Genomic DNA, 23406 nt, shown 5'->3' on the forward strand with positions numbered 1-23406 from the left:
ACATGCGGGCGGCAAAAGTCAAAGCCCGGGCGGTGAGGATCTCACGTGGCGATCGCCGCTCGCACCCTGTCTCTCGTCAGAGGCAGGTCGTAGAGCCTTTTGCCGGTGGCGCTGCGGACCGCATTGCCGACTGCGCCCGCCGTCGGCCCCTGAGCGGCTTCCGCCGTCCCGAGGAAGGGCTGACCCGGCCGCCCGACGATATGGACGTCCACCTTGTCGGGAATGCTCGCAAACCGCAGGATCGGATAGCTCGACCAGTCGGTGCTGGTGATGCGCGTGCGGTCGAAGCTCACCGCCTCGTAGAGCGTCCAGCTTATCGTCTGTAAAATCCCGCCTTCCGTCTGGTTGCGGATGCCGTCGGGATTGACCACTTCGCCGCTGTCGATCGCCGAGACCGCGCGTACGATCCGGACGCGCCCCGTCTCCGGCTCCACCTCCGCTTCCACCGCCACCGCCATGTAGGCGGCGAGGTTCTTGTAGCGGGCGAAGCCGAAACCCCGGCCGCGATTGCGCGGCATCGGCATGTTCGACCAGCCGAACTGCTCCGCCGCCAGTTGAACCACGTCGCGGGCGCGCGGGTCTTCCAGATGTCTCAGCCGGAACTCCACCGGATCGGCGCCGGCAAGGATGGCCAGCTCGTCCATCGTGCTTTCGATGGCGAACACATTGGCATAGGCGCCAAGGGCACGAAGGGCCGAGACGCGCAACGGCATGTCCGGGAGGAAATGCCAGAGCACGCGCTTGTTGGCGATGGTGTAGAGCGGATCGGCATTGCGATCGCCATTGCCCGAAGGGCTGATCTGCAGTTTGGCGGGCGCGGGCGGGAAAGGCTGTGCCTTGTGCCGCGCCGCCAGAAGTGCGGGCGCTCCTCCCGGCCGCGTCGAATGCGTATTGCTCCAGAGATCGTAGCCCCAGTTGGCGATCTTGCCGGCTTCGTCGAGAGAGGCCTTGACCTTCACCAGCATGGCCGGGCCATAGGGTTCCCAGCTATGCTCCTGCTCCCGCATCCATTGCACCCGCACCGGCCGGCCGGGCAGTTTCGTCGCGATCAGCGCTGCATCGGCCGCCGCATCGTCGGCACCGTTATGGCCGTAGCAACCGGAGCCCTCCATGTGGATGACGCGCACCTTTTCAGGCGGCATGCCGAGCATTTCGGAGATCGCCGCGCGATCGGGAAAGACGCCCTGCGTATGGGACCAGACATCCAGCGTACCGTCCGGCTTCATATGCGCGACGGCGCAGGACGGTCCGATCGAGCCGTGAATCTGGTAGGGGCGGGTGAACGTCGCCGCAAAGATCTTGCCGGTGAAGCTCGGCATGTTGCCGGCCTCGGCCACGGTTCCGACCTCCCGCTCCAGGCTTTGCAATGCCGCGGGAAGATCGTTCTGGTCGGGCAGCGTTTCCTTTTCCTCCCAGCGGGAGGCGGCCGAAAGCGCCCGCATGGCGTTGATCGCCTGAAATTCCTTCTCCGCGACGACCGCCAGGAAGTTGCCGTCCAGTACCACGGAGACGACGCCCGGCATGGCCTCGATCGAGGTCGTGTCGAGTTCGCTTAGCTGGGCCGAAGCACTCGGCGGGCGCACAACGCGCGCATGCAGCATCCCTTCAAGCCGAAGGTCGTGCACATAGGCAGGCTGGCCCGTAACCTTTCCGGGAATATCGACGCGCTGCATCGGCCTTCCCATGTAGCGGAAGCTGCCGGGGTCCTTCAGCGGGGATTGCGGCTGGGCCTCCACATGCAGGATCTGGCCGGAGACGAGTTCGCCATAGGTCACGCTTCTGCCGTCCTGCGCGGTGATCGTCCGGTTCTCCACTTTCAGGCTTTCGGGCGGCACGCCGAAGCGGCGGCCGGCTTCCGCCAGCAGGATGGCGCGCACCTGCGCGGCGGCGTTGCGAATAGCTGTGCCGCTGTTCTGCATGGACTGGCTGCCCGCGGTAAAACCCTCGTTCGGCGTGCGGCCCGTATCGGCGGTCACGAGTTCGATGTCCTTCGGGTCCGTCTCCAATTCCTCTGCCGCCACCTGCAGGAGAGCGGTGCGGACGCCCTGGCCGAGTTCTGCCTTGCCGGTGAACACCGTCACGGCATTGTCGGCATCGATGCGAATCCAGGAATCCAGGAAACGCTCGTCGTCGAGGCTGCCGGGCAGCGCAGGCGGCTGAGGAGCGGCGGGCTGGGGTGCTGTCTCCTGCGCGAGAGCTCGGCCCATGGAAAAGCTGACGACCAGCGCGCCGGTGCCTGCCATAAGCCCGCGTCGCGTGATCCGGGGTTCGAGCGTATCCATCAGCCCGTCCTCCCTTCGCCCGAGGCGGCGGGCAGGCCCGCGGCCTGCATCAGCTCGCCGGCCCGGCGGATCGCCGCCATGATGCGCATATGCGTGCCGCAGCGACAGAGATTGGTGCCGAGTGCCTGGCGAATGTCTTCGTCGCTCGGATTGGCATTCCTGCGCAGAAGCGCATGGGCGCTCATCATCATGCCGGGAATGYAGTAACCGCATTGCGCGGCCTGCATCTCTATGAAGGCCTGCTGCAGCGGTCCAGGCTCCTCGATCGTGCCCAGGCCTTCGACGGTGGCGATCTCACGGCCCTCCATCAGCATGACAGGTGTCATGCAGGAAAGCACCGCTTCGCCGTTCACCACCACCATGCAGGAACCGCATTGGCCAAGCCCGCAACCATATTTCGCGCCATTGAGGGCAAGATCGTCCCTGAGCACGTAGAGCAGGGGCGTGGCCGGATCGGCATCGATCCGCTTATCCTCGCCGTTCACTTTCAGCGATATGGCCATTACTCCTCCTCCGCGCCGACATTGTGCGGCGCCCTCTCGATCCCGTCCGATGGACGGACGGCGACGTGATATTTGCCCGAGCGCGTGTTCGCGACCTGAGCCTCCAGATCTGGCCACGCCGCTTCGTCGGAGAACCGCTCGCGCATGTAGGCGAGCAGGTCGGCGATCTGCCGATCGGTCAACATGGCGGCAAAGCCCGGCATGACCGCGCTCGCCTTGCCGTCGGCCGGCGGCAGGCCGAACAGCGTCACATTGACGACGTTCTGGGGATTGGGCGCGTGAACGGCGGTGCTGAGCGCGAAATTCAAGCCGCCGAAAGGCTGCTGGCGGCCGCTCTCGTGACAGGTGGCGCAGGCGGCTTGATAGATCACCGCTCCGAGATGGCCGGATGCTGCGGGGGCGGGCTGCCTCTGGCTGTCGGAAGCCTGTATGATGCGGCCGCCGCCGAACTGTGCGCGGAGCTGCTCGGCCTTCTGTTGCCTTTCGGGAGAAGGCTCGCCCATCAGCGAGGCGACATAGATGGAGATCGCCGTAATGTCGCTATCCGGCAAAAGCGCAAGGTTGCCCGTCACCTCCGCCATGGGTCCGCGCGAGACGCCATGCAGTTCGTGCCAGCCGTTGCGCAGATAAAAGGCGAGGCTTTCCGCGTCCCAGGGAACGGGCGCCTTGGAGTTTTCGTCGATCGCGTAGGCCTGCCAGCCTTCCGCTTCTCCGCCTGCGAAATGCCTTTCCGTGTCTTCCGCCCCGAGCGAGTTCCGGGGCGTATGACAGGCGCCGCAATGCCCCAGACCCTCGGATAGGTATCGTCCGCGGTTCCATTCCGCGCTCTGGCCGGGATCGGGCTGCAATTGCCCCTTGCGGAAGAAGAGCAGCTTCCAGCCGGCAAGCAGCGGCCGGAACTCCAGGGGGAAAGTCAGCCGGTTGTCCGGCGCTTCCGCCTTCACCGGCTGGCGGGTCATCAGGAAGGCATAGAGCGCCTTGTTGTCCTCTGGCGTCACCCAGGTGAAATGGTCGTATGGAAAGGCCGGGTAGAGATGATTGCCGTCGCGGTCGACGCCTTCGCGCATGGCGCGTTCGAAGGCCGCCTCGCTCCAGTGCCCGATCCCAGTCTCCGGATCGGGCGTGATATTGGTCGAATGGATGGTGCCGAAGGGCGTCGGCACCGCAAGCCCGCCTGAAAATGCCGGTTTGCCCGGCACCGTGTGACAGGCGATGCAATTGCCGACGGCGGCAAGCTGCGCGCCCTTGGCGACCAGTTCCGGGGGATGGGCGGTGCTCGCGGCCTCTTCGTCGGGTGGTATTTCGGATCGCCAGGCGACGAACAGAAATGCGACGGCTGCGACCAGCAAAAGGGTCAACAGAAACGAGAATGCCCTGATTATGCGCATGCAGAGGCCTCCACCCGCTGCTGCCGAACGCGTGGAAGGAAATTTTGTTCCCCTCTGGTCAAAGGGCAGTCAAAAAAGAAGACCCGCCGCGCCATGGAGCGGGCGGGTCTTCTGCGGAAGCGTTCAGCGCCGGATCACGCGAGCCATTGCTGCATGTGCGGCCAGACTTCGACGAAGCCGTGATAGATCATGTTGCCGGCGACATAGACGATCACCGCAAGGCCGACATAGGCGATCCAGCGATAGCGGTGGAGGAGCCGTGCAACCAGGTTGGCCGCAAGGCCCATCAGCGCGATCGAGAGAATGAGGCCGATGATCAGCACCGAGGTATGTTCGCGGGCAGCGCCTGCGACCGCCAGAACATTGTCCAGCGACATGGAGACGTCGGCGATGACGATCTGGGTCGCCGCCTGGAGAAAGGTCTTGCGCGGAACGTTCGTTTCCTCGGCCTCTTCGGCGGATAGCGCATGTGCGGCGCTCTGGTCGGCCGATCGCAGTTCCGTCCACATCTTCCAGCAGACCCATGCGAGCAGCAGGCCGCCGAGGAGCTGCAACCCGACGATGCCGAGCAGATAGGCGGTGACCGTCGCGAACGAGATGCGCAGGACCGTGGCCGCGATGATGCCGACGAGAATCGCCTTGTTGCGCTGGTGGGCGGGGAGGCCGGCCGCTGCAAGGCCGATGACGATGGCGTTGTCTCCCGCCAGAACGAGGTCGATGGCGATGACCTGAAGGAGCGCCGAAAAACCGGCCGCGGTGAAGATTTCCATGATGAGGCTTTTACTTGGATGGCGATGTTTTGAACGGTGGTCGATCGCGACCGCATGGTGGTACAAGATATTTCGCCTCGCTTGGCAAGCAAAAAATGAGCGCATCCGCCGCTCGGCTGGGGCTGCCGTTCGAGCCGGCGCGTTTGCGTCCTCGAAAGCCCGTAAAGGGCAGGGGGTGCCAGCAGCCCCATTTTCTCCTATATTATCAGGGACTTTGTGGTGACAAAGGTCGAGGGGCGCTCTGCCGAATAGAAAAGCGACGCCGATACTGCGGCCCGAAAAGGCCTGGAACCGGAGGCTTGGGATGCTGCCAAGTGCTGTCGTGCTGATTGTCGAGGATGAGCCGCTCATCCGCTTCACGGTGCTCGACGTCTTGGAAGAGGTCGGTCATTCGGTGCTCGAGGCTGGAAATGGCGAGGAGGCTCTCGCCCTGTTTCGCAGCCGCCCGGATATCGACGTCGTGCTCACCGACGTCAACATGAAAGGTTCCATGGACGGTATCCAGCTTGCCCGTCGAGTGCGGGCGCTGCGCCCGAATGTCGGGATCATCATGACCTCCGGGGTGGACCGGCTCGATCCCATGCTGCTGCCTGCAAATGCAGTCTTCCTGCCCAAGCCCTACGCTCACGAAATGCTTCTTTCCTCCATCCATTCGCTCGTTCGTTAGCTCCCGTTCGAGCCGGCACGAGAAATCGGCCTTTACTCCTTCCTAATCTCTATTAGATTGGTAGAGATGAGGCCGCGCCTGCGGGAGGAGGAAACTCGATCCTCGGCGCGGGTTCATGGCAGCCCTTTCGCTTGCGCAATAACGAGGAGAGTGTGCTTGATCCATGATGTCGCCGTCGTCGGCTCCGGATTTTCCGCGATCGCCCTGACCATCAACCTCCTGAACCTTCTGCCCCCATCCTCCACCATCGCCGTGGTGGGGGACGATCCGGGTTTCGGCCGCGGAACCGCCTATCGCACCGAATTCTACCTGCATCGGCTGAACGTCCCGGCCGCGCGCATGAGCGTCTTCCCCGATGCGCCGGATGATTTCGTCGAATGGCTTCGGCGGCGGGGCAGGACGGTGACGCCGGACGATTTCGCCACCCGTGGTGACTACGGGCTCTATCTGCGCGATACGCTAGCCTCGCTGCTGCGGTCCCGCCGCGACCGCGCGCAGGTCGAGTTCATCAAGGCCAAGGCTACCGAATGCATCCGCTCGGAGAACGGCCGCATCGTCTTCCGCCTGGATAACGGGAATGAGCTCGCGGCGCGAAACGTCGTCCTCTGCCTCGGCGTCGGCAATGCCGACCTGCCGCTGAAGCCGGAGCGAATCGCCGGTGAGGTTCTCCCCCGCATCGTCCAGAACCCGTGGCGACTCGGCTGGTTTTCGAGGGTCCGGCGCGGTGAGGATGTCTGCATTCTCGGTTCCGGCCTGACGATGATCGATCAGGTTCTGGCGCTGCGCGGCCGGGGGCATCGCGGCCGCATCCATGTGCTTTCGCGCCGCGGACTCGTGCCGCATGCGCACCTCTTGCGCCGCTCCACGCCTGTTCAGCCAGCGCTGCCCGATGATAGCCGCGAGATCAGCGCCATTCTCAAGAATCTGCGCGGCCAGGTGAGGGAAGGGGCCGATTGGCGCGGGGTGATGGATGGATTGAGGCCTGGGACCCAGGCGCTCTGGCAGGAGCTTTCGAAGGAGCAGCGATCCCGTTTCCTGCGCCATGCACTCGCCTGGTGGAACATCCACCGCCACCGCATCGCGCCCGAGATTGCCTCGCGTTTCGATGCGCTCACGAGGGACGGCACGGTGACCGTGCATGCCGGTTTTCTGCAGGCCATGGAGCCTTCCGGCGAGGGCGCCGAAATCCGCTATCGTCAGCGCGGGAGCGACCATATCGCCTCCTTCCATACGGACTGGATCGTCAACTGTACGGGCATGGAGCGCGCCGGCATCGGTCATTCGCCGCTGCTTCAGGCAATGCGGGCGCGTGACATGATAGCCATGGACGAACTGGGTCTCGGCATCCGTGTCGATGCGCGGTCGCATGTGCTTGCGCCGGACGGGCAGGTCCAGCCGGGGCTGTACGCGGCCGGAGCGCTGACAGCGGGACAGTTCTGGGAAATCACCGCCGTGCCGGATATCCGCCTTCAGGCCCAGCGCGTGGCGGAGACGATCGCGACGGACGTGGACCTGAATTCCCGGCGCGTCGCATCCGCACGGTAATATCCCGGCCCTGCCGCCGCACCCTGAGCATGATTTTCTCTTCCGCGGGTCGCCGCCGGAAGTTCCATTTCTTTCAATGGAGGTGGGCGCCGCTAATCTGTTCCCGATAGATCGAGAGGGAAATCTGATGTCGTCTCGAAAACTGGTCGGGCTCGCCGGCAGCTACAACCGCCCTTCGAAGACCTTCGCGCTCATCGACCATGTCGCAGCCCGTGCGGCCGGGCGATATGGCTTCGAGACCTCCGTTTACGATCTCACCGATGTCGGCCCCTCGCTCGGGCTGGCGCAGCATCGCTCCGGCCTGGATGCCGATGGCGCGCGGATACTGGAGGAGATCGTCTCCGCCGATGTGCTGGTAATCGGCGCTCCGACCTTCAAGGGCAGCTATCCCGGCCTTTTCAAGCATTTCATAGACCTGATCGATCCCGATCAGCTCCGCGCCAAGCCGGTCATCATCACCGCGACGGGCGGGGGAGACCGGCACGCGCTGATGGTGGAGCATCAGCTTCGGCCGCTCTTCGGCTTCTTCATGGCGCATACGCTGCCGACGGCGGTCTACGCATCCGATCGCGATTTTGCCGATTACCGGATCACGTCCGGTGAGCTTCTACAGAGAGTCGGCCAGGCCGTCGCGGAGCTTTCGGCTTTCTTCCCGGATGCCGGCAGCGATCTCGTGGCCGCCGAATAGAAGAGGCCGGCGGCGCAGCTTTACTTTCCCCGTCTTTGCGGCCATCAATGCCGGCTCTGTAAAATGGGAGAGCAAGGCATGGCTGTAGACGAGGATATCGCCCGCATTTCCGAACAGGAAGAGGCGCTCCGTTTCGAGCATTTCGATCTCAGGACCGCCTGGAAGCTCGGATCGCTGCTCCGGGAAATGGCGGAAGAGCGGGGTCTTGGCGTGGCGATCGACGTGCAGCTCCATTCCATGCCTGCCTTCTATGCCGCCATGCCGGGTTCGACGCCGGACAATGCCCAATGGATACGCCGCAAGCGTGCAGTCGCGCTGCGCTTCTTCCGTTCGAGCTACGCAATAGGGCTCGCGCTCGCCAAGCAGAATGCCACGATGGAGGGGAAATACGGTCTCGCTTCGGCCGATTATGCGGCCCACGGTGGCAGTTTCCCGATTTTCGTGACCGGCACCGGCTGCATCGGCGCGGTTACGGTATCGGGCCTGCCGCAGCGCGAGGATCACAACATGGTGGTCGAGGCGCTCGCGAAAATCCTGGGTAAGGATATTGCCGGGCTCAAGCTCGATTGAACGGAGGGAGAGGCGCGTGTCCACAGATTTGGTGAAGACGCCGGAAGAAGTGCTTTCCTTCTGGTTCGAGGAGTTGAGCCGCGAACAATGGTTCGCGCCGGGCGAGGGGCTCGATGAAACGATACGCGGCCGCTTTGCCGCCACGCATCTGGCACTGGCGCGCGGCGAGGCGGAAACCTGGCGGTCCTCACCGGATGAGCGTCTTGCCGCCATCGTCGTGCTGGACCAATTTTCGCGCAATATCTATCGGGGCACGCCGCTCGCCTTCGCGGCGGATTGGCTCGCGCTGCGCGAGGCGAAGCTTGCCGTCGAGGCAGGGGCGGATCTCGGCGTCACGCCGGAAAAGCGCTGCTTCTTCTATCTGCCCTTCGAGCATTCCGAAGATCCGGGTGATCAGGATCGTTCCGTGGACCTTTTCAAGGCATTGGGCGATGCCGAATATCTGGATTACGCCGAGCGTCACCGCGCGGTGATCAGCGAGTTCGGGCGGTTTCCGCACCGCAATCGGTTTCTCGGAAGGGAATCCACGAGCGCCGAACTCGATTATCTGTCGAAGCCCGGCGCGGGGTTCTGAAACTATCGGCGGAATGCCCTGCCTATGACGATCAGGATGCAGGCGCCGATGAAGCCGGCGATGAGATAACCGATCCATCCGCCGAGCGCTATTCCGAACAAGCCCAGGATGGCATTGGCGACCATCGCGCCCACGATGCCGAGCAGAATGTTCATGAGGAGGCCCATATTGCTCTTCATGAACTGCTCTGCGAGCCAGCCGGCGATGCCGCCGATGATGATGGCCGCGATCCAGCCGATGCCTGCGTCTTCCATGTATCTGTTCCTTTGTTGATGGTCCCCCGACCTAACGCGCGTTGATGTTGTATGGTTCCGGGTGCCTTCGGGCTTCATATCTGCGGGCACATTCCTTTTCTTCGCCTTGAAGTCGTTCTATTTTCCCGCCGAATCGCGAGGGAAGAGAAGAGAAACGCCTTGGCCGATACCAGCACGACCCATCTTGGAGCACGGCGCGCGTCGCGCGTGCTGATTGCGGCACTTTGCTGCGCCCTCCTTGCCACGCAGCTTTTCATCCCGTTTTCCGCAACGGCGCAGCAGCCTGCGGCACCGCCGGCAGCCCAGCCGGAGGCGGCGGCTCCTCAACCCCAGACGCCGGCCCCGGCTCAAACCGCAGCTCAAACCGCCACGGCGGACGTGACCGTCGACTCGATCAACGAGCGGATGCGTGAACAGCTTCAGGCAATCCGCGAGCGCCTGACGAACTTCAGGGAAAGGGTGCAGGAAGATACGCAGGATGATGCGCGTCTGGCCGAGTTGCGCCTCGAAGCCGAGGAAATCGTCGGCCAGATGCGCGCTGCGACGGAATCGCTCAACACCCGTATCCAGCAAATTCAGGCCCGTCTGACGGACCTGGGAGAGCCGCCTCAGCAGGGGCAGCCGCCGGAGCCTCCGCTTGTGACAGAGGAAAGAAACCGGCTACTGAACGAGCGCGCGCAGATCAACACCATCGTCGATGATGCGACGAACCTTTCGAATAGCGCCAACCAGCTCGCCAATACGATCACCAATCTGCGTCGCGCGCTCTTCACCCAGACCCTGTTCCGCCACACGGAGCTGACGCCCGAGCTTTTCACCGAAGCAGGCCAGGCTTTCATCCATGAGGTGGGCAATTTCTGGAACACCCTCGGCAGCTGGCTCAGCTTCGCATGGCGCTACAAGACGCCTCAGCTTTTCGGAGCGATCGTATTATCCATCGGTGCCGCGCTCCTTTTCCTGGTCGGGGGGTATCGGCTCTTTGGCCGCTTCATCCGCCGTGAAAACGGTATAGACAAACCCTCCTATATCAAACGCCTTTCCGTCGCCTTCTGGTCGACGGTCATTCAGAACATTTCGCTCACCGCCTTTCTGGTGGCGTCCTTCCTCTTCCTCGACGGCTTCAATGTATTGCGTCCGGATATCGCTCCGATCATCGCCGCATTCGCCGGCCTGATCTGGTTCGTGGGCTTCGTCTGGCGGCTCACTTACGCCGTGCTTTCACCGGGCGATCCCGATTGGCGGCTGGTGCGGCTGACGAACAATGGCGCGCGGCTGCTGAGCTGGGCGGTGCTCGGCATGGCGGCGGTCAACGGCCTGGATTATCTTCTGGGCACGATCAGCGAGGCGCTGAACTCTCCTCTGGTCCTGACCATCGTCAAGAGCCTGATCGCCTCGACCGTCATCGGTTTTATCCTGATCGCGCTTTCATTCCTGAAGCCGGTTCTGGAAGAGGGAAGTGATCCGGATGCGCCGGGCGCTCCATGGCCGCGCCTGATAACGATCCTGCTGCGGCTGATGGGCCTTCTGCTCATCTTTGCGGTCATCACCGGCTATGTCGGCTTCGCCCGCTTCGCTTCCACCCAGATCGTGCTCACCGGCGCGGTTGTGGTCACCATCTATATCGGCATCCTGTCCGGCAAGGCGGTGGCCAAACAGGGTGCGTTTGCGCATACGGTCGTCGGCAAGCGGCTCGCCGAGCGTTTCCGGTTCGGCGAAGTGGCGCTCGATCAGGCGGGACTGGCCGCGGGCCTCGGGATCTATGCGCTCGCCCTGATCTTCGGCATTCCGCTGATCCTGTTCACCTGGGGCTTCCAGCTCGCGGATATCGAATCCTGGGTCTACCGCTTCTTCACCGGATTCCGCATCGGCAATATCTCGATTTCGCTGATCGGCATATTCGGCGGCATCCTCGTCTTCGGCGCCGGCTATGTGCTGACCCRCTGGGTACAGAACTGGATCGACGGCAACATCATGGCGCGCAGCCAGGTGGATGTGGGCGTGCGAAACTCCGTGAAGACCGGCATCGGTTATCTCGGTGTCGGGCTGGCGGTGCTGGTCGGCGTCTCCGCTGCCGGCATCGATCTTTCGAGCTTCGCGCTCGTCGCCTCCGCACTTTCGGTCGGTATCGGTTTCGGTCTGCAGAACGTCGTGTCGAACTTCGTTTCCGGCCTGATCCTGCTGGTGGAGCGCCCGTTCAAGGTGGGCGACCATGTGGTCACCGGAACGACGGAAGGCATCGTCAAGCGCATTTCGGTCCGCGCCACGGAGATAGAGACCTTCCGCAAGCAGTCGATCATCGTTCCGAATTCCGATCTCATCAACGCCGCGGTCGGCAACTGGACCCACAGGAACAGGATTCAGCGTTCCGAGATACCGGTTTCGGTCAGCTACGGCACCGATCCGCAGACGGTGATAGATATCCTGCTGGAACTCGTGAACGAAGTGCCGGAAGTGCTGCGCATTCCCGAGCCGCATGTGGAGTTCATGAGATTCGGTGCGTCCTCGCTGGATTTCGAGTTGCGCTTCCATCTTCCGGATATCGGCGAGGGCTTGAGGATACGCAACAATCTGCGCATCGCCATCCTGCAGCGGTTCCAGAAGGAAGGTATAGAAATACCGTTCCCGCAGCAGGAGATCGTTTTCCACCGCGGCAAGCCGATGGTTTCCGAGCAGCCGGAAGACGACGTGCGGGGCGGGGCTTAGACGGCCGGTGTGCGCCATTTCGGGCGCCCGTCGCGGTCAAGCTTTCCCCATGTCGTAATCAGGCGTTTGGCGAAACCGCCGGAATTGCATAGTCCTCTCAGTTTTTACGGATGGCGGGAAGTCAAGGCCGCCCGCTCCGTTCCAGAGAGGATTTCCTTTGATGAAGACGCATGCGCGGGCTGTGGTGATCGGTGGCGGCGTGGTGGGGGTTTCGACGCTCTACCACCTTGCGAAGAAGGGCTGGAGCGATGCCGTCCTGATCGAGCGCAAGGAGCTCACGTCGGGCTCCACGTGGCATGCCGCCGGCCTGCTGCCGCTGTTCAATCTTTCCTATTCGGTGGGCCAGCTTCACAAGTATTCGGTCCGCTTCTATGAGGAGCTTCAGGAAGAGACCGGCATGAATGTCGGCTTCTCCAAGGTGTCCAACATCCGCCTCGCCCGCACCAAGGATCGCTGGGACGAGTTCATGTATTATGCCGGCATCGCCGAGACGATCGGCGTCAAGGTCAACATCCTCACTCCGGAACAGGTGAAGGAGGTCTGGCCGCTCTGCGAGACCGATGGTCTGCTCGGCGCGATCCAACATCCCGACGACGGCTATATCCAGCCGGCCGATCTCACCCAGGCGCTCGCCAAGGGCGCCCGTGATCGCGGCGCCACCATCTACCGCAATACGACCGTCACGGCGATCGAGCAGCAGGCGGATGGCCTTTGGAAGGTGACCACCGACAAGGGCGAGATCACCGCCGAGCACATCATCTCCTGCACGGGTTCGTTCGCGCGCAAGACCGGCGAGATGGTCGGCCTCGACATCCCAGTCATTCCCGTCGAGCACCAGTACATCGTCACCGAGCCGCACCCGGCCATCCAGGAGCGCCGCCGCCAGGGGCTTCCGGAAATGGGCGTGCTGCGCGAGTCCGACAGCGCCTGGTACATGCGCGAAGAGGCGGGCGGCCTGATCCTCGGTCCCTATGAGGTCGGCGCACCCGTCTGCTATGTCGATGGCCCCTCCGACGAGAGCGAATACGAGCTCTTCCAGGAAGAACTCGACCGCCTGATGCCGCATATCGAGACCGCCATCGCCCGCGTTCCGGCGTTTGGGGAAGTCGGAATCAAGAAGGTCTATAACGGCGCGATCGCCTATACGCCGGACGGCAACCCGATCGTCGGCCCGGCGCCCGGCCTCAAGAACTTTTGGCTCAACGAAGGTCATTCCTTCGGCATCACCGCCGCCGGCGGCGCCGGCTGGCAGCTTGCCGAATGGATCGTCGACGGTGAGCCGACCGTCGATCTGATGGGCGTCGACCCGCGCCGTTTCGGGCCCTATGCGACGGAAGGCTATCTCATTGCCAAGAACGAGGAGGCCTATGCCAACGTCTTCACTATGCACTATCCTGACGAGGAGCGCGCCGCCGCCCGTCCGCTGAAGACGACGCCGATCTACGACCGTCTGAAGAAGCTCGGCGGCGTCTTCGGCTCCGTCTATGGCTGGGAGCGCGCCAACTGGTATGCGCCCGAAGGCTATGAAGTGCCGAAGGATCAGCTCGGCGTCGGTGCCGATGTCATCACCAATCACAACCATGCCCCGCCGCTTGAAGACGGCCGCATCGTCGAGAAGTGGTCCTTCCGCCGCTCGAACTATTTCGAGCATGTCGGCAACGAGGTGAGGAACGTTCACGAGAATGTCGGCGTGCTCGACATGTCGCCCTTCGCGAAGATGGAGGTTTCCGGCCCTGGTGCGCGCGCCTGGCTCGACTCGATTCTCGCCAACGCCGTGCCGAAGAAGCGGGGCCGCATCGCGCTCACCCATGTCCTCACGCCGGCTGGCGGCGTCAAGGCCGAATTCACCGTCTATGAATGGGCGCCGAACCGCTTCTATCTCGTCTCCGCCGGCGGGCTTGAAGCGCATGACCACGATCTCCTGTGGCGCCTTGCGCCGAAGGACGGTTCGGTCACGCTGCAGCCGATCACGCAGAAATACGGTGTGCTCGTCCTTGCCGGCCCGAAGTCTCGCGACGTGCTGAGGAAGCTCACCCGCACCAGCCTGGAAAACAAGGATTTCCCCTGGCTCACCGCCAAGAAGATCTCCGTCGGCGTGGCAACGGCGCATGCGCTTCGCGTCAACTTCGTGGGCGAGCTCGGCTGGGAACTGCACCATCCGATCGAGATGCAGAATTATATCTTCGACCGGCTGATGGAGGCGGGCGCCGAGTTCGGCATCAAGCCTTTCGGCATCCGCGCCATGGTCTCCATGGCGGTGGAGAAATCCTATCGCAACATGGGCCGCGAATTGTCGATCGAATACAACGCCTATGAATCCGGCCTCGACCGCTTCATTCGCCCGGAAAAGCCGTTCATTGGCCGGGATGCGCTTCTCGCCTACAAGGAGAGGGGCCTGAAGTGGAACTTCGCGACACTGATCGTCGAGGGAACGAAGGATGTGGATGCCCGCGGCTCCGAGGCGATCTACAACGAAGCCGGCGAACTGATCGGCCGCGTGACAAGCGGCGGCTATGGCTGGCGTATCGGCAAGTCGGTGGCGCTCGCGATGCTGAAGCCGGAATATGCCGCAGTCGGCAGCCGCGTGAAGATCAGGATTCTCGGCACGCTCTATGAGGCGAGCGTGGTGCCGGAGAGCCCGTTCGATACCGAAAATGCGGTCCTGCGCGCTTGAGCGGACGGTAACAAACCATTGACGATAAAGGCGGCTTGCGGGCCGCCTTTATGATTCCGGGAAGCTGAGTTTTGCTCGGATTAACGCTTCCGCAAAGCGTTGCCGCTACCGCTCTCCTCAGGGGACTTTTTCTTTTTCCACTGGGGGCAGCATGACATTCCTCGGCATTTCCGGGATGCAGTATTCCGGCCAATCTCTGGCAAACTCACGCATCCTGCTTGTGGAGGATTCCAACGTCTTCACATCCATGATCGGCACGAGGCTCAAGGAACTGTTCGGCATCGAGGTGGAGATCTGCAGGAATTTCGAGGACCTGCAACTCGCCTATGACCGCTCCACCGARCCGGTGACGCTCGCGATTTCCAACATCAACCTGCCGGGCGCGGAAAACGGCGAGGCGCTGGAATATCTGATCGATCTGTCGATCCCGACCGTCGTCTTCACCGGAACTTTCCATCAGGAGACGCGCGACAAGCTGCTTTCCAAGGACATCGTCGATTATATCATCAAGGACAACGTCTTCGCGGTGGAGATGCTGGCCGAATCCGTCTGCCGCTTCCTCACCAACCATCGGCACCACGTTCTGATCGTCGATGACAGCCCGACCGCTCGCGCGCTGCTTTCCAGCCGCCTCAAGCGCTACAATTTCCGGGTCAGCACCGCCGATAACGGCGCAAAGGCGCTCGATATCCTCAAGAAGAACGCCGATATCGGCCTCGTCGTCACCGACTACAACATGCCCGATATCGATGGTTTCGAGCTGACGCGGCGCATCCGCTCGGTGCGCGGTTCGCATGAGCTGCGCGTCATCGGAGTCTCGTCATCCGCCAACCGCCTGCTCTCGGCGCGGTTCCTCAAGGCCGGCGGCAACGATTTCATGATGCGCCCCTTCATCGACGAGGAATTCTACTGCCGCGTCAACCAGAACCTCGACACGCTGGTCCAGATACGTTCCATGCAGGCGAGGATAGCGGAAGGCGAGGGCATCAGGGGGGCGGCCTGACCTTTCGCGACGCGGCTGAAAGTACCGCCGCCTTGCGCTCCCATTTGCTTGAGGCGGGAAATTCAGGCAGGCACGATGCGCGCCCGCCTGTCAGCCGTCAGGCCGCCACGCCCAGGCGCGACGTGCTCATCGTCAGCTTGCGCTCGGCGCGTTCCTGCTGCGGCGAGCGGTTGTAGACCTCGCGATAGCACTTGGAGAAGTGCGAAGCGGAGACGAAGCCGCAGGCGACCGCCACTTCCACCACCGGCATGGACGACTGTACGAGCAGGTGCCGGGCGCGGTCGAGCCGGATTTCCAGATAGTAGCGGGCAGGGGAGCGCCCCATTTCCTGGCGGAACAGGCGCTCGATCTGGCGGCGCGAGAGGCCCGCATCCTCGGCGATTTCCACCAGCGACAGGGGTTCGGAAAGGTTGTTTTCCATCAGTTCGATGATGGAGAGGACCTTGGAGTTCTGCACGCCGAGCCGCGCGCGAAGCGGAAGGCGCTGGCGGTCATGCGGGTTGCGTACCCGGTCCGTGAGCTGCTGCTCGCACACGCGGTTAACGAGGTTCTCGCCGAAATCCTGACCGATCAGGTTCAGCATCATGTCGAGCGAGGCGGTGCCGCCGGCGCAGGTATAGATATTGCCGTCCACCTCGTAGAGATCGGCATAGACTTCCGCCTGCGGAAAGGCTTCGGCAAAGCCCGGCAGGTTTTCCCAGTGGATGGCGCATCGCTTGCCGTTCAGGAGGCCCGCCTGGGCGAGCACATGCGCGCCCGTGCAGAGGCTGCCGACCGCGATCCCGCGATTGTAGGTTTCACGCAGCCAGGCATTGACCGATTTGTTGTTGTGTTCTTCCACGTAGACGCCGGAACAGACCAGCACCATGTCCGGCCGGTTCTCGCCGGAGAGATTGCGGCGCTCGTCGGCAAGGGAGGAGTTTGCCTCGAGCGCGATGCCGCTTGAGGAATAGACCTTCTGGCCATCGGCGGAACAGAGCCGCCAGGTATAGGCGGAATAACCCAGCATCCGGTTGGCGATCCGGAGGGTTTCGACTGCCGCCGAGAACGGCAGCATGGTGAAATTGGGCACTAGGAAGAAGACGATGGACCGCTTCTTGGGGGGGAGAGCCTTGCTTGATATATCCATGACCGCTGTTCCCTTTTGACTGCCGTTCATCGCGGCTTGGCAAATAGTTCAAAAGCGACAGTGACACGGAAAGCTTTAACGGAAAAGAGGGGTAAGCGTCTCGCAGATGACATTTTTGCGACATCAAGGCGCGTGGTCGCGGAGCCTCGGTACAAGAAAAAAAGCGTGTTTTCCGGCAGGAATCCATGACCCGCCGCCTTCATGCCGCGGGTCATGGAGCATTCAGCGTCCGCGCAGGTCGGCGGGGTTGCTGGCGTCGCTCGTGGGCCATCCGATATCCTTGCGAATCTCTGCGGGAAGGGATTCCAGCATCTTCTGGGTCTGGCGCAAGCGCCATTCGTGCTGAAGCCGTGCCGGAAGATCGGTCACGTTGCGGAAAAGCGCGGAAAGCGGAGACGGACGCCCGTGGCTTCCATGATAGCTGATCGTGGTCATCGTAATTCTCCTTGGACTTGATGGGCCGGCATCGTCGGGAGTGGGGCCAGGCCAATTCATCAATCGATCGGATGAGAATGAAGCGACCTCTTCAGTTTCCGTGTCGGTCGCATATGCGGGCTCAATCCGATGACCCGAATATGCTCCTTGGTTGACTTTCAATCAAACGAAATGATATGGTGTTTAAATTCAAATTTATTGAAAGAGACGTGTCATGACAGTGCCGTTCCGCCCCCCGCTGCCGCTTCTCGACAATGATGTACTCAGAACCTTCGTGGCGATCGCCGAGACCGGCAATTTCTCCACAGCCGCCGAGGCCGTATTCCGTACACCGTCTGCGGTGTCGATGCAGATCAAGAAGCTCGAAGAGCAGTTGAAGACGACGCTTTTCCTGCGCGATGCCCGCTCGGTCACGCTCACTCAGCATGGAGAGATGCTGCTTTCTTACGCGCGGCGCATGCTGGCGCTCTCCAATGAAGCCGTATCCCGCTTCGTGATGCCGGAGCTTTCGGGCGTGGTGCGTCTCGGTGCGCCGGATGACATCGCCGAACGCATCTTGCCGCGGGTGCTCAAGCATTTCGGCGAAGCGTTCCCCGGTATCATGGTGGATGTCACGGTCGACCAGAGCATCCAGCTTCGCAAGCGCATGGATGAACAGCGGCTCGATCTGACGCTCATCAATTGCGCCACGCGGCCGTTCCCGACGATCGGCGAGGTGATCCATAGCGAAAAGCTGGTCTGGGCGGGTGCAAAATGCGGCACGGCTTATCTGCGCGATCCGCTGCCGATCTCCGTTTGGGAAGATGGCTGCGTCTGGCGGCAGGATGCGATCTCACAGCTTGAAAAGCACAAACGCCCCTATCGCGTCGCCTATGCCAGCGCGCATACGATGGCGCAGCGCGCCGCAGTGGTCTCTGATCTTGCGATCGCGCCTTTCCCGCTTTCCTACGTGACCGAGGACATGCAGATCCTCGGACCGAAGGAGGGCCTGCCGGAACTGCTGAACTTCGACATACGGCTGCTGACCGCGCCTCAGCTTTCGAACCCCGCCAAGGCGGTGGCTCAAAGCATTCGCGAGGCCTTCGGCTCCTTCGTCGCCGCGGCGGCCTGATCTTTTCTCATTCGCGAGAACGGCGGCGTCTGCGGGCGCCGCCTTCGCCGGCCGTGTCCGCCAGCACCTTGCGCTCCGGCAAGGTCACGGCAACCGCGAGGTTCGGGAAGGGATCGATTTTGTTCGGCAGCGCCATCGCATGCACAAAATGCTCTTGAAACTTCGGTTCAAGAGCCGTCTCTATCTTCTCGATCTTCCTGACGGTTTCCTCAATCTCGCGACGATAGCTGCGGTTCAGCAGGCACATGCGCGCGCCCGTTCCGGCGGCATTGCCCACAGCCTTGACGCGCGTGAGGTCGCAATCGGGGATCAGCCCTAGCACCATCGCAAATTTCGGATCGATAAAGGTGCCGAAGGCCCCCGCAAGGCCGATGCGATCGACATGGCCGATCCCAAGCTTGTCCATCAGAAGCTTCACGCCCGCATAGAGCGCCGCCTTGGCGAGCTGGATGGCGCGTACGTCATTCTGGGTCACGGTGATGCGCGGCTCGCCGTCGTGAAGCAGGTAGGAAAAGGTCCGACCGTTCTGCAGGATGCGCGGGCTGCGCTCCGCGAGCGATCCGTCCACCACGCCRTCTTCGGAAATGATGCCGGCGAGATACATTTCCGCGATCACCTCGATGATGCCGGAGCCGCAGATGCCGGTCACGCCGACCGCGGCGGCGGCCTCGGCAAATCCCGGCTCGTCCGACCAGGGCTCGATGCCGATCACCCGGAAGCGGGGTTCGAGGGTTATCGGGTCGATGCGCACGCGTTCGATGGCGCCAGGCGCTGCGCGCTGGCCGGAGGAGATTTCGGCGCCCTCGAAGGCCGGGCCGGTGGGGGATGAGGCCGCCACGGTGCGGGCGGCGTTGCCGAGAACGATTTCCGCATTGGTGCCGATATCGACCAGCAGCATCATCTCGTCCTGCCGATGGGGGCCTTCCGAAAGGGTTGCGGCTGCGGCATCTGCGCCCACATGGCCTGCGATGCAGGGCAGGATATAGGTGCGGGTGCCGGGGTTCATCGGCAGGCCGATCTCGGAGGATTTTACATGCACGGCACCGGAAACGGCGAGCGCGAACGGCGCGCCGCCGAGTTCCGTCGGATCGATGCCGAGGAAGAGGTGGTGCATGATGGGATTGCCGACGAAGACGCTGTCGAGAATGTCTTCCCGCGAAACGCCGCCCTCGGCGCAGACCTTGTCGATCAGTCTGTTCACCGCCTCGCGTACTGCAAGCGTCATCGCCTCGCGCCCGTCCGGGTTCATCATCACGTAGGAGACGCGGCTCATCAGGTCCTCGCCGAAGCGGATCTGCGGGTTGGATGTGCCGGCCGAGGCGACAGTGCGGCCCGAAAGCAGCGAGGAGAGATGCATGGCAATGGTCGTGGAGCCGATATCGCAGGCAATCCCGTAGGCTTCGTTCTTCAAGCCCGGATAGAGCGCCACGAGGCGCGGATGTGCATCGTCGTGGTCCTTGTGGACCGCCGCCGTCACCTTCCATTCGCCCTTGCGCAGGATGGATTGAACCGTCGGGATCAGGTGGAAATCCACTTCGAGATTTTCGAGATGCCAGTCGGCGGCAAGGGCTGCCTTCAGCCGGTCGAGATCGCCGAGCGGCTTTTCCATGTCGGGCTCTTCAACCTCGACATAGCACATGCGGATTGCCGAATTGCGGTCGAAGACGCGCTCGTCGGCGGCCTTGCGCACCACCTGGGCATTGATGACCGTGTCCTGCGGCACGTCGATGACGAGGTCGCCGAGGATCTGGGCGGAGCAGGAGAGGCGCCGGCCTTCCGGCAGGCCGCGCACGCGGTCGTAGCGCTCTTCCTTCGGCCCGATGGGTGAAAGGTGGTCGTTGGCCGATTTGATGCCGTGCTTGGCGAACCGGCCTTCCTGCACGGAAACCTGGCAGCGGCCGCAGGTCGCCCGCCCGCCGCACACGCTCTCCACATAGACGCCGAGCTGGCGCGCGGCCTCCAGCACCGGCGTGCCGACAGCAAAACGGCCGCGCTTGCCGGAAGGCATGAAGAGGACGAGTGGTTTCGAAGGCGCGTCGTTCATTTAATGTTGTCCTCAAGCGGTTGAGGGGCCTCTTTTCCTACTCCATCCTCGCTGCGGCGCCAGTCCGCGCCGCGCGTCCGCCCCGCCGGCCGCCGGCGGCAGGCATCGGGGAGGCAGCGGCGGCCCCGCCTTCGGCCGGCTTGTAGTCGCGATAAGTCATGATCCAGTTCGAGCAATTCGCGTCCGTGCCGTTCAGCACGTTCGCCGCACGTACCGCCTCCATCTCCTGTGGGCGGCAGGGGTTCATGATCGCCGACGTCATGCCCGCGCCGATCACCATCGGGATGAAGCCGGCATTGATGCCGTGGCGGTGCGGCAGGCCGAAGGAGATGTTGGAGAGGCCGCAGGTCGTGTTGACCTTCAGCTCTTCGCGCAGGCGCCGGAGCAGCGCGAAGACCTGCTGGCCGGCGCTGCCCATGGCGCCGATCGGCATCACCAGAGGATCGACCACGATGTCATGGCTCTTGATGCCGTAATCGGCCGCCCGCTCCACGATTTTCTTCGCCACCGCGAAGCGGACGTCCGGGTCCTGGGAAATGCCGGTCTCGTCATTGGAGATCGCCACCACCGGCACGTCGTATTTCTTGCAGAGGGGCAGGATGGCCTCGAGCTTCTCCTCCTCGCCGGTCACGGAATTGACGAGCGGCCGGCCCTTGGCGACCTTCAGTGCCGCCTCGATCGCGGCCGAGACCGAACTGTCGATGGAAAGCGGCACGTCCACGAGGTTCTGGACGATTTCCAGCGTCTGAACGAGCAGCGGCGGCTCGGTCTCGTTCGGGTTGACGGCGGTGACGCCCGCGTTGACGTCCAGCATCGTCGCGCCGGCGGCGACCTGCTCCAGCGCATCCTTGATGACGGTATCGAAATTGCCTTCGATCATTTCCGCGGCCAGCTTCTTGCGGCCTGTCGGATTGATCCGCTCGCCGATCACGCAGAAGGGCTGATCGAAACCGATCACGACTTCGCGGGTGGCGGATGCGACGATGGTGCGGGTCATATGGTCCTCCGGGACGCCGGCTCCTGCTGCCGGCTGATTCTGTCTCAATGGGGTTTATGCGCGGCGATATCCGCAAGCTGCTCCTGGTTTTCCTCCCGGCCTTCGCGCAACTGCTCGAGCCGTTCGGCGACGAGTGCGTCCGTCGGGTTCGCTTCGCGCTTCCAGGGCTTGCGGCCCTTCAGCACGCCCGATTCGTGAACGATCTCGGCGACATATTCCTCCTGGCGGTAGGCCATCACATGGATGCCGGAGACGCCTTCTATCTCCTTCACCTCGTTGATGATGTCGATGCAGAGCTGCTTGCCTTCCTTTTTCTGGTCCTGAGCGCCTTCGAGCCGCGCGATGACCGAATCGGGGATATGAATCCCCGGCACGTTGGAGCGTATCCACCGCGCGGTCTTGGCTGAGGCGAGCGGCCCGACGCCGACCAGGATGAAGCATTTTTCATGGAAGCCGAGATCGCGCACTTTCTTCATATATTCGCGGAACATCGGCACGTCGAAGCAATACTGGCTCTGCACGAACTGCGCGCCCGCCTCGATCTTCTTGCCGAGCCGGAAAGGCCGGAAATCATAAGGTGGCGCAAAGGGATTGATCGCCGCGCCCAGGAAGACGTGGGGCGGCGTGGTGAGCTTGCGTCCGGAGAGGAATTTCGCCTCGTCGCGCATGGTGCGGACGGTGGAAAGCAGTGACATGCAATCGAGGTCGAAAACGGGCTTGGCGCCCGGCTGGTCTCCGGCCTGGACGCCGTCGCCCGTCAGGCACATGATGTTCTGCACGCCCATGGCCGAGGCGCCGAGCACGTCGCCCTGTATGGCGATGCGGTTCTTGTCGCGGYAGGCGATCTGCATGATCGGCGCATAGCCCATGCGGGTCAGAAGTGCGCAGATGCCGACCGAGGACATATGGCAGTTGGCGCCGGAGGCATCGACCGCGTTGATCCCGTCCACCCATCCGTCGAAGATCGCAGCGCGCTCATAGACGTCCTGCGGATCGGCGCTGTCGGGCGGGTTGAGCTCGGCGGTCACCGCGAATTCGCCCCGCCGCAGCACGCGTTCCAGCCGGCCGCGGGAGGAATGGCCGGGCAGGGGATCGAGAGGGGCACCGGGATCGTGCGGGTTGATGTCCGGGCTCATGGCTGCATTTCCTTCGCCGCCTGCCGGCGGGCGGCCGCTTCCGCCGTCACGCGCAGCCAGGAGGAGGTTTCGCGCAGCGACTGGTTCACCGGCTTCTGGACGTTCAGGATCGCATCGCCGCCTGCCATGTTGCGCGAACCCTCCCAGGCCTTGACCCATACGCAGGGCATATCCGGCTCCACCTCGCAGTTTCCGTTGGCGCGCACGCCGCCGCAGGGGCCGTTGCGCAATTGCTTGGGGCAGTTCATCGGGCAGGACATGCCGGTCGAGGACAATATGCACTGGCCGCACATGCGACAGTCGAAGAGAACGCCCTTCACGCGCTTTTCGACGAAAGTAACGGGGGCTTCGACCCGATTGTAGCCGATTGCCTTCCAAAGCGGGTGCAACAACAGGAAGGCCTCGGCGAAGCGGTTGTAGAACCATTCGAGGAAACGGGAGTGCCTGACCGACCAGAGACGGATCGAATAGCGCCGCTGCACGCGCCGGTTCGGCGAGACATCGGCGGGCGTATAGGCCCCGCTCGCGGCCTTCTTCGCCGCCTGGGCGTTGCCGATCGCGGGTTTGCCTTCAGCCATTCTCGCGGCCTCCGGCCTTCACCAGCGCCACCAGCCGTTCCTTGTCATAGGCGGCCTCGAGTTCTGCCGCGGCCTTGTCCGCTTCGGCTTCGAGATCGTCGGAAACGGGTATCGGATCGGCTTTGCGCCATTCGGCCAGATAGTCGTCGGTCTCGGAGGCGCCGGTGCGCATCGCGCACATGTCGATCGCCTCGGTGAAGCGTAACGAAAGCTCCCGCTTGGCCGTCTGCCGACCCTTTTTGACGATGACCTGTGCCGGAATATCCCGCCAGTAGACGACGATGCGATCGGCCATGAATTCCTCCGTGTTGAGCCGAGCATGCACTTGCGCGGGGCGCGGGACTGCGCTTGCCAC

21 protein-coding genes are annotated in these 23406 nt (G+C 63.0%); 9 read left to right on the forward strand and 12 right to left on the reverse strand.

The genetic code is table 11. The annotated features are described in order from the left end of the window. Positions 1-41: 41 nt before the first annotated feature. From LCM4573_RS24195 to LCM4573_RS24210, 4 genes are all read right to left on the reverse strand, one after another. Positions 42-2282 (reverse strand): xanthine dehydrogenase family protein molybdopterin-binding subunit, encoded by a 2241-nt coding sequence (locus LCM4573_RS24195; RefSeq protein WP_071009082.1) that lies wholly within the window; start codon positions 2280-2282, stop codon positions 42-44. After that, a complete protein-coding gene (locus LCM4573_RS24200) occupies positions 2282-2785 on the reverse strand; it encodes a (2Fe-2S)-binding protein (RefSeq protein WP_071009084.1) in 504 nt (167 codons plus the stop codon). Before LCM4573_RS24200 ends, LCM4573_RS24195 begins: the two co-directional genes overlap by 1 nt. After that, a complete protein-coding gene (locus tag LCM4573_RS24205; RefSeq protein WP_071009085.1) occupies positions 2785-4173 on the reverse strand; it encodes a cytochrome c in 1389 nt (462 codons plus the stop codon). The genes LCM4573_RS24200 and LCM4573_RS24205 overlap by 1 nt, the downstream gene beginning before the upstream one ends. 134 nt (positions 4174-4307) lie before the next feature. Further along, on the reverse strand, positions 4308-4943 hold the full coding sequence (locus tag LCM4573_RS24210) for a TerC family protein (RefSeq protein ID WP_071009230.1): 636 nt from the start codon (positions 4941-4943) through the stop codon (positions 4308-4310). A gap of 304 nt (positions 4944-5247) precedes the next feature. Between LCM4573_RS24210 and LCM4573_RS24215 the strand changes: the two genes are divergently transcribed. From LCM4573_RS24215 to LCM4573_RS24235, 5 genes are all read left to right on the forward strand, one after another. After that, positions 5248-5610: a response regulator gene (locus LCM4573_RS24215; protein ID WP_071009087.1), complete on the forward strand. Its 363-nt coding sequence runs from the start codon at positions 5248-5250 to the stop codon at positions 5608-5610. A 156-nt stretch (positions 5611-5766) separates the two neighbouring features. Continuing rightward, on the forward strand, positions 5767-7155 hold the full coding sequence (locus tag LCM4573_RS24220) for an FAD/NAD(P)-binding protein (protein WP_071009089.1): 1389 nt from the start codon (positions 5767-5769) through the stop codon (positions 7153-7155). Positions 7156-7282: 127 nt separating this feature from the next. Next, the gene (gene msuE / locus LCM4573_RS24225; protein WP_071009090.1) at positions 7283-7843 is read left to right on the forward strand and encodes an FMN reductase; all 561 of its coding nucleotides are present in this window, start codon (positions 7283-7285) and stop codon (positions 7841-7843) included. Between the two features lie 78 nt (positions 7844-7921). Beyond that, positions 7922-8413 (forward strand): heme-degrading domain-containing protein, encoded by a 492-nt coding sequence (locus tag LCM4573_RS24230; RefSeq protein ID WP_071009092.1) that lies wholly within the window; start codon positions 7922-7924, stop codon positions 8411-8413. Positions 8414-8429: 16 nt separating this feature from the next. Then, the gene (locus tag LCM4573_RS24235; protein WP_071009094.1) at positions 8430-8987 is read left to right on the forward strand and encodes a DUF924 family protein; all 558 of its coding nucleotides are present in this window, start codon (positions 8430-8432) and stop codon (positions 8985-8987) included. Between the two features lie 2 nt (positions 8988-8989). On the opposite strand, the gene LCM4573_RS24240 is transcribed toward LCM4573_RS24235, so the two are convergent. Next, positions 8990-9241 carry a GlsB/YeaQ/YmgE family stress response membrane protein gene (locus LCM4573_RS24240; protein ID WP_071009096.1) on the reverse strand — a complete coding sequence of 84 codons (252 nt, stop codon included), beginning with the start codon at positions 9239-9241 and terminating at the stop codon, positions 8990-8992. A gap of 159 nt (positions 9242-9400) precedes the next feature. Here LCM4573_RS24240 and LCM4573_RS24245 point away from each other — a divergent pair, with 159 nt between their 5' ends. From LCM4573_RS24245 to LCM4573_RS24255, 3 genes are all read left to right on the forward strand, one after another. Further along, on the forward strand, positions 9401-11944 hold the full coding sequence (locus LCM4573_RS24245; RefSeq protein WP_244505404.1) for a mechanosensitive ion channel family protein: 2544 nt from the start codon (positions 9401-9403) through the stop codon (positions 11942-11944). A 160-nt stretch (positions 11945-12104) separates the two neighbouring features. Next, positions 12105-14618 carry an FAD-dependent oxidoreductase gene (locus LCM4573_RS24250; protein ID WP_071009100.1) on the forward strand — a complete coding sequence of 838 codons (2514 nt, stop codon included), beginning with the start codon at positions 12105-12107 and terminating at the stop codon, positions 14616-14618. Positions 14619-14769: 151 nt separating this feature from the next. Next, positions 14770-15621 carry a response regulator gene (locus LCM4573_RS24255; RefSeq protein WP_071009101.1) on the forward strand — a complete coding sequence of 284 codons (852 nt, stop codon included), beginning with the start codon at positions 14770-14772 and terminating at the stop codon, positions 15619-15621. 97 nt (positions 15622-15718) lie between these two features. Here LCM4573_RS24255 and LCM4573_RS24260 read toward each other — a convergent pair whose 3' ends face one another. Together LCM4573_RS24260 and LCM4573_RS24265 are read right to left on the reverse strand one after the other, a co-directional pair. Beyond that, complete coding sequence (locus LCM4573_RS24260) at positions 15719-16750, reverse strand: GlxA family transcriptional regulator (protein ID WP_071009103.1); 1032 nt, start codon at positions 16748-16750, stop codon at positions 15719-15721. 222 nt (positions 16751-16972) lie between these two features. Then, positions 16973-17185 carry a hypothetical protein gene (locus LCM4573_RS24265; RefSeq protein ID WP_046792540.1) on the reverse strand — a complete coding sequence of 71 codons (213 nt, stop codon included), beginning with the start codon at positions 17183-17185 and terminating at the stop codon, positions 16973-16975. A gap of 214 nt (positions 17186-17399) precedes the next feature. On the opposite strand from LCM4573_RS24265, the gene LCM4573_RS24270 reads away from it, so the two are divergent. Next, entirely contained in the window at positions 17400-18296 is an 897-nt protein-coding gene (locus LCM4573_RS24270) for a LysR family transcriptional regulator (RefSeq protein WP_071009105.1), read from the forward strand. A gap of 7 nt (positions 18297-18303) precedes the next feature. On the opposite strand, the gene LCM4573_RS24275 is transcribed toward LCM4573_RS24270, so the two are convergent. From LCM4573_RS24275 to LCM4573_RS24295, 5 genes are read right to left on the reverse strand one after another with little or no spacing between them, the layout of a single operon-like run. Beyond that, positions 18304-20340, reverse strand: a complete 2037-nt coding sequence (locus LCM4573_RS24275) for an ASKHA domain-containing protein (protein WP_071009106.1) — start codon at positions 20338-20340, stop codon at positions 18304-18306. Between the two features lie 37 nt (positions 20341-20377). After that, entirely contained in the window at positions 20378-21337 is a 960-nt protein-coding gene (locus LCM4573_RS24280; RefSeq protein ID WP_071009108.1) for a methyltetrahydrofolate cobalamin methyltransferase, read from the reverse strand. 44 nt (positions 21338-21381) lie between these two features. Beyond that, positions 21382-22473 (reverse strand): methylenetetrahydrofolate reductase, encoded by a 1092-nt coding sequence (locus tag LCM4573_RS24285; RefSeq protein ID WP_071009110.1) that lies wholly within the window; start codon positions 22471-22473, stop codon positions 21382-21384. Beyond that, on the reverse strand, positions 22470-23051 hold the full coding sequence (locus LCM4573_RS24290) for a methylenetetrahydrofolate reductase C-terminal domain-containing protein (RefSeq protein WP_071009112.1): 582 nt from the start codon (positions 23049-23051) through the stop codon (positions 22470-22472). The genes LCM4573_RS24285 and LCM4573_RS24290 overlap by 4 nt, the downstream gene beginning before the upstream one ends. Continuing rightward, complete coding sequence (locus tag LCM4573_RS24295; RefSeq protein WP_071009114.1) at positions 23044-23346, reverse strand: virulence factor; 303 nt, start codon at positions 23344-23346, stop codon at positions 23044-23046. Before LCM4573_RS24295 ends, LCM4573_RS24290 begins: the two co-directional genes overlap by 8 nt. Positions 23347-23406 lie beyond the last annotated feature (60 nt).

Origin of the sequence: Rhizobium sp. LCM 4573, from assembly GCF_001854865.1 — a bacterium.
Classification (GTDB): Bacteria; Pseudomonadota; Alphaproteobacteria; order Rhizobiales; family Rhizobiaceae; genus Neorhizobium.

Excerpts from the sequence above, each read along its gene's own strand:
- LCM4573_RS24240 (WP_071009096.1), bottom strand. The coding sequence starts at position 9,241 with ATGGAAGACGCAGGCATCGGCTGGATCGCGGCCATCATCATCGGCGGC.
- LCM4573_RS24230 (WP_071009092.1), top strand. The coding sequence starts at position 7,922 with ATGGCTGTAGACGAGGATATCGCCCGCATTTCCGAACAGGAAGAGGCG.
- LCM4573_RS24195 (WP_071009082.1), bottom strand. The coding sequence starts at position 2,282 with ATGGATACGCTCGAACCCCGGATCACGCGACGCGGGCTTATGGCAGGC.
- LCM4573_RS24280 (WP_071009108.1), bottom strand. The coding sequence starts at position 21,337 with ATGACCCGCACCATCGTCGCATCCGCCACCCGCGAAGTCGTGATCGGT.
- msuE (WP_071009090.1), top strand. The coding sequence starts at position 7,283 with ATGTCGTCTCGAAAACTGGTCGGGCTCGCCGGCAGCTACAACCGCCCT.
- LCM4573_RS24260 (WP_071009103.1), bottom strand. The coding sequence starts at position 16,750 with ATGGATATATCAAGCAAGGCTCTCCCCCCCAAGAAGCGGTCCATCGTC.
- LCM4573_RS24265 (WP_046792540.1), bottom strand. The coding sequence starts at position 17,185 with ATGACCACGATCAGCTATCATGGAAGCCACGGGCGTCCGTCTCCGCTT.
- LCM4573_RS24215 (WP_071009087.1), top strand. The coding sequence starts at position 5,248 with ATGCTGCCAAGTGCTGTCGTGCTGATTGTCGAGGATGAGCCGCTCATC.
- LCM4573_RS24205 (WP_071009085.1), bottom strand. The coding sequence starts at position 4,173 with ATGCGCATAATCAGGGCATTCTCGTTTCTGTTGACCCTTTTGCTGGTC.
- LCM4573_RS24295 (WP_071009114.1), bottom strand. The coding sequence starts at position 23,346 with ATGGCCGATCGCATCGTCGTCTACTGGCGGGATATTCCGGCACAGGTC.
- LCM4573_RS24270 (WP_071009105.1), top strand. The coding sequence starts at position 17,400 with ATGACAGTGCCGTTCCGCCCCCCGCTGCCGCTTCTCGACAATGATGTA.
- LCM4573_RS24210 (WP_071009230.1), bottom strand. The coding sequence starts at position 4,943 with ATGGAAATCTTCACCGCGGCCGGTTTTTCGGCGCTCCTTCAGGTCATC.
- LCM4573_RS24250 (WP_071009100.1), top strand. The coding sequence starts at position 12,105 with ATGAAGACGCATGCGCGGGCTGTGGTGATCGGTGGCGGCGTGGTGGGG.
- LCM4573_RS24290 (WP_071009112.1), bottom strand. The coding sequence starts at position 23,051 with ATGGCTGAAGGCAAACCCGCGATCGGCAACGCCCAGGCGGCGAAGAAG.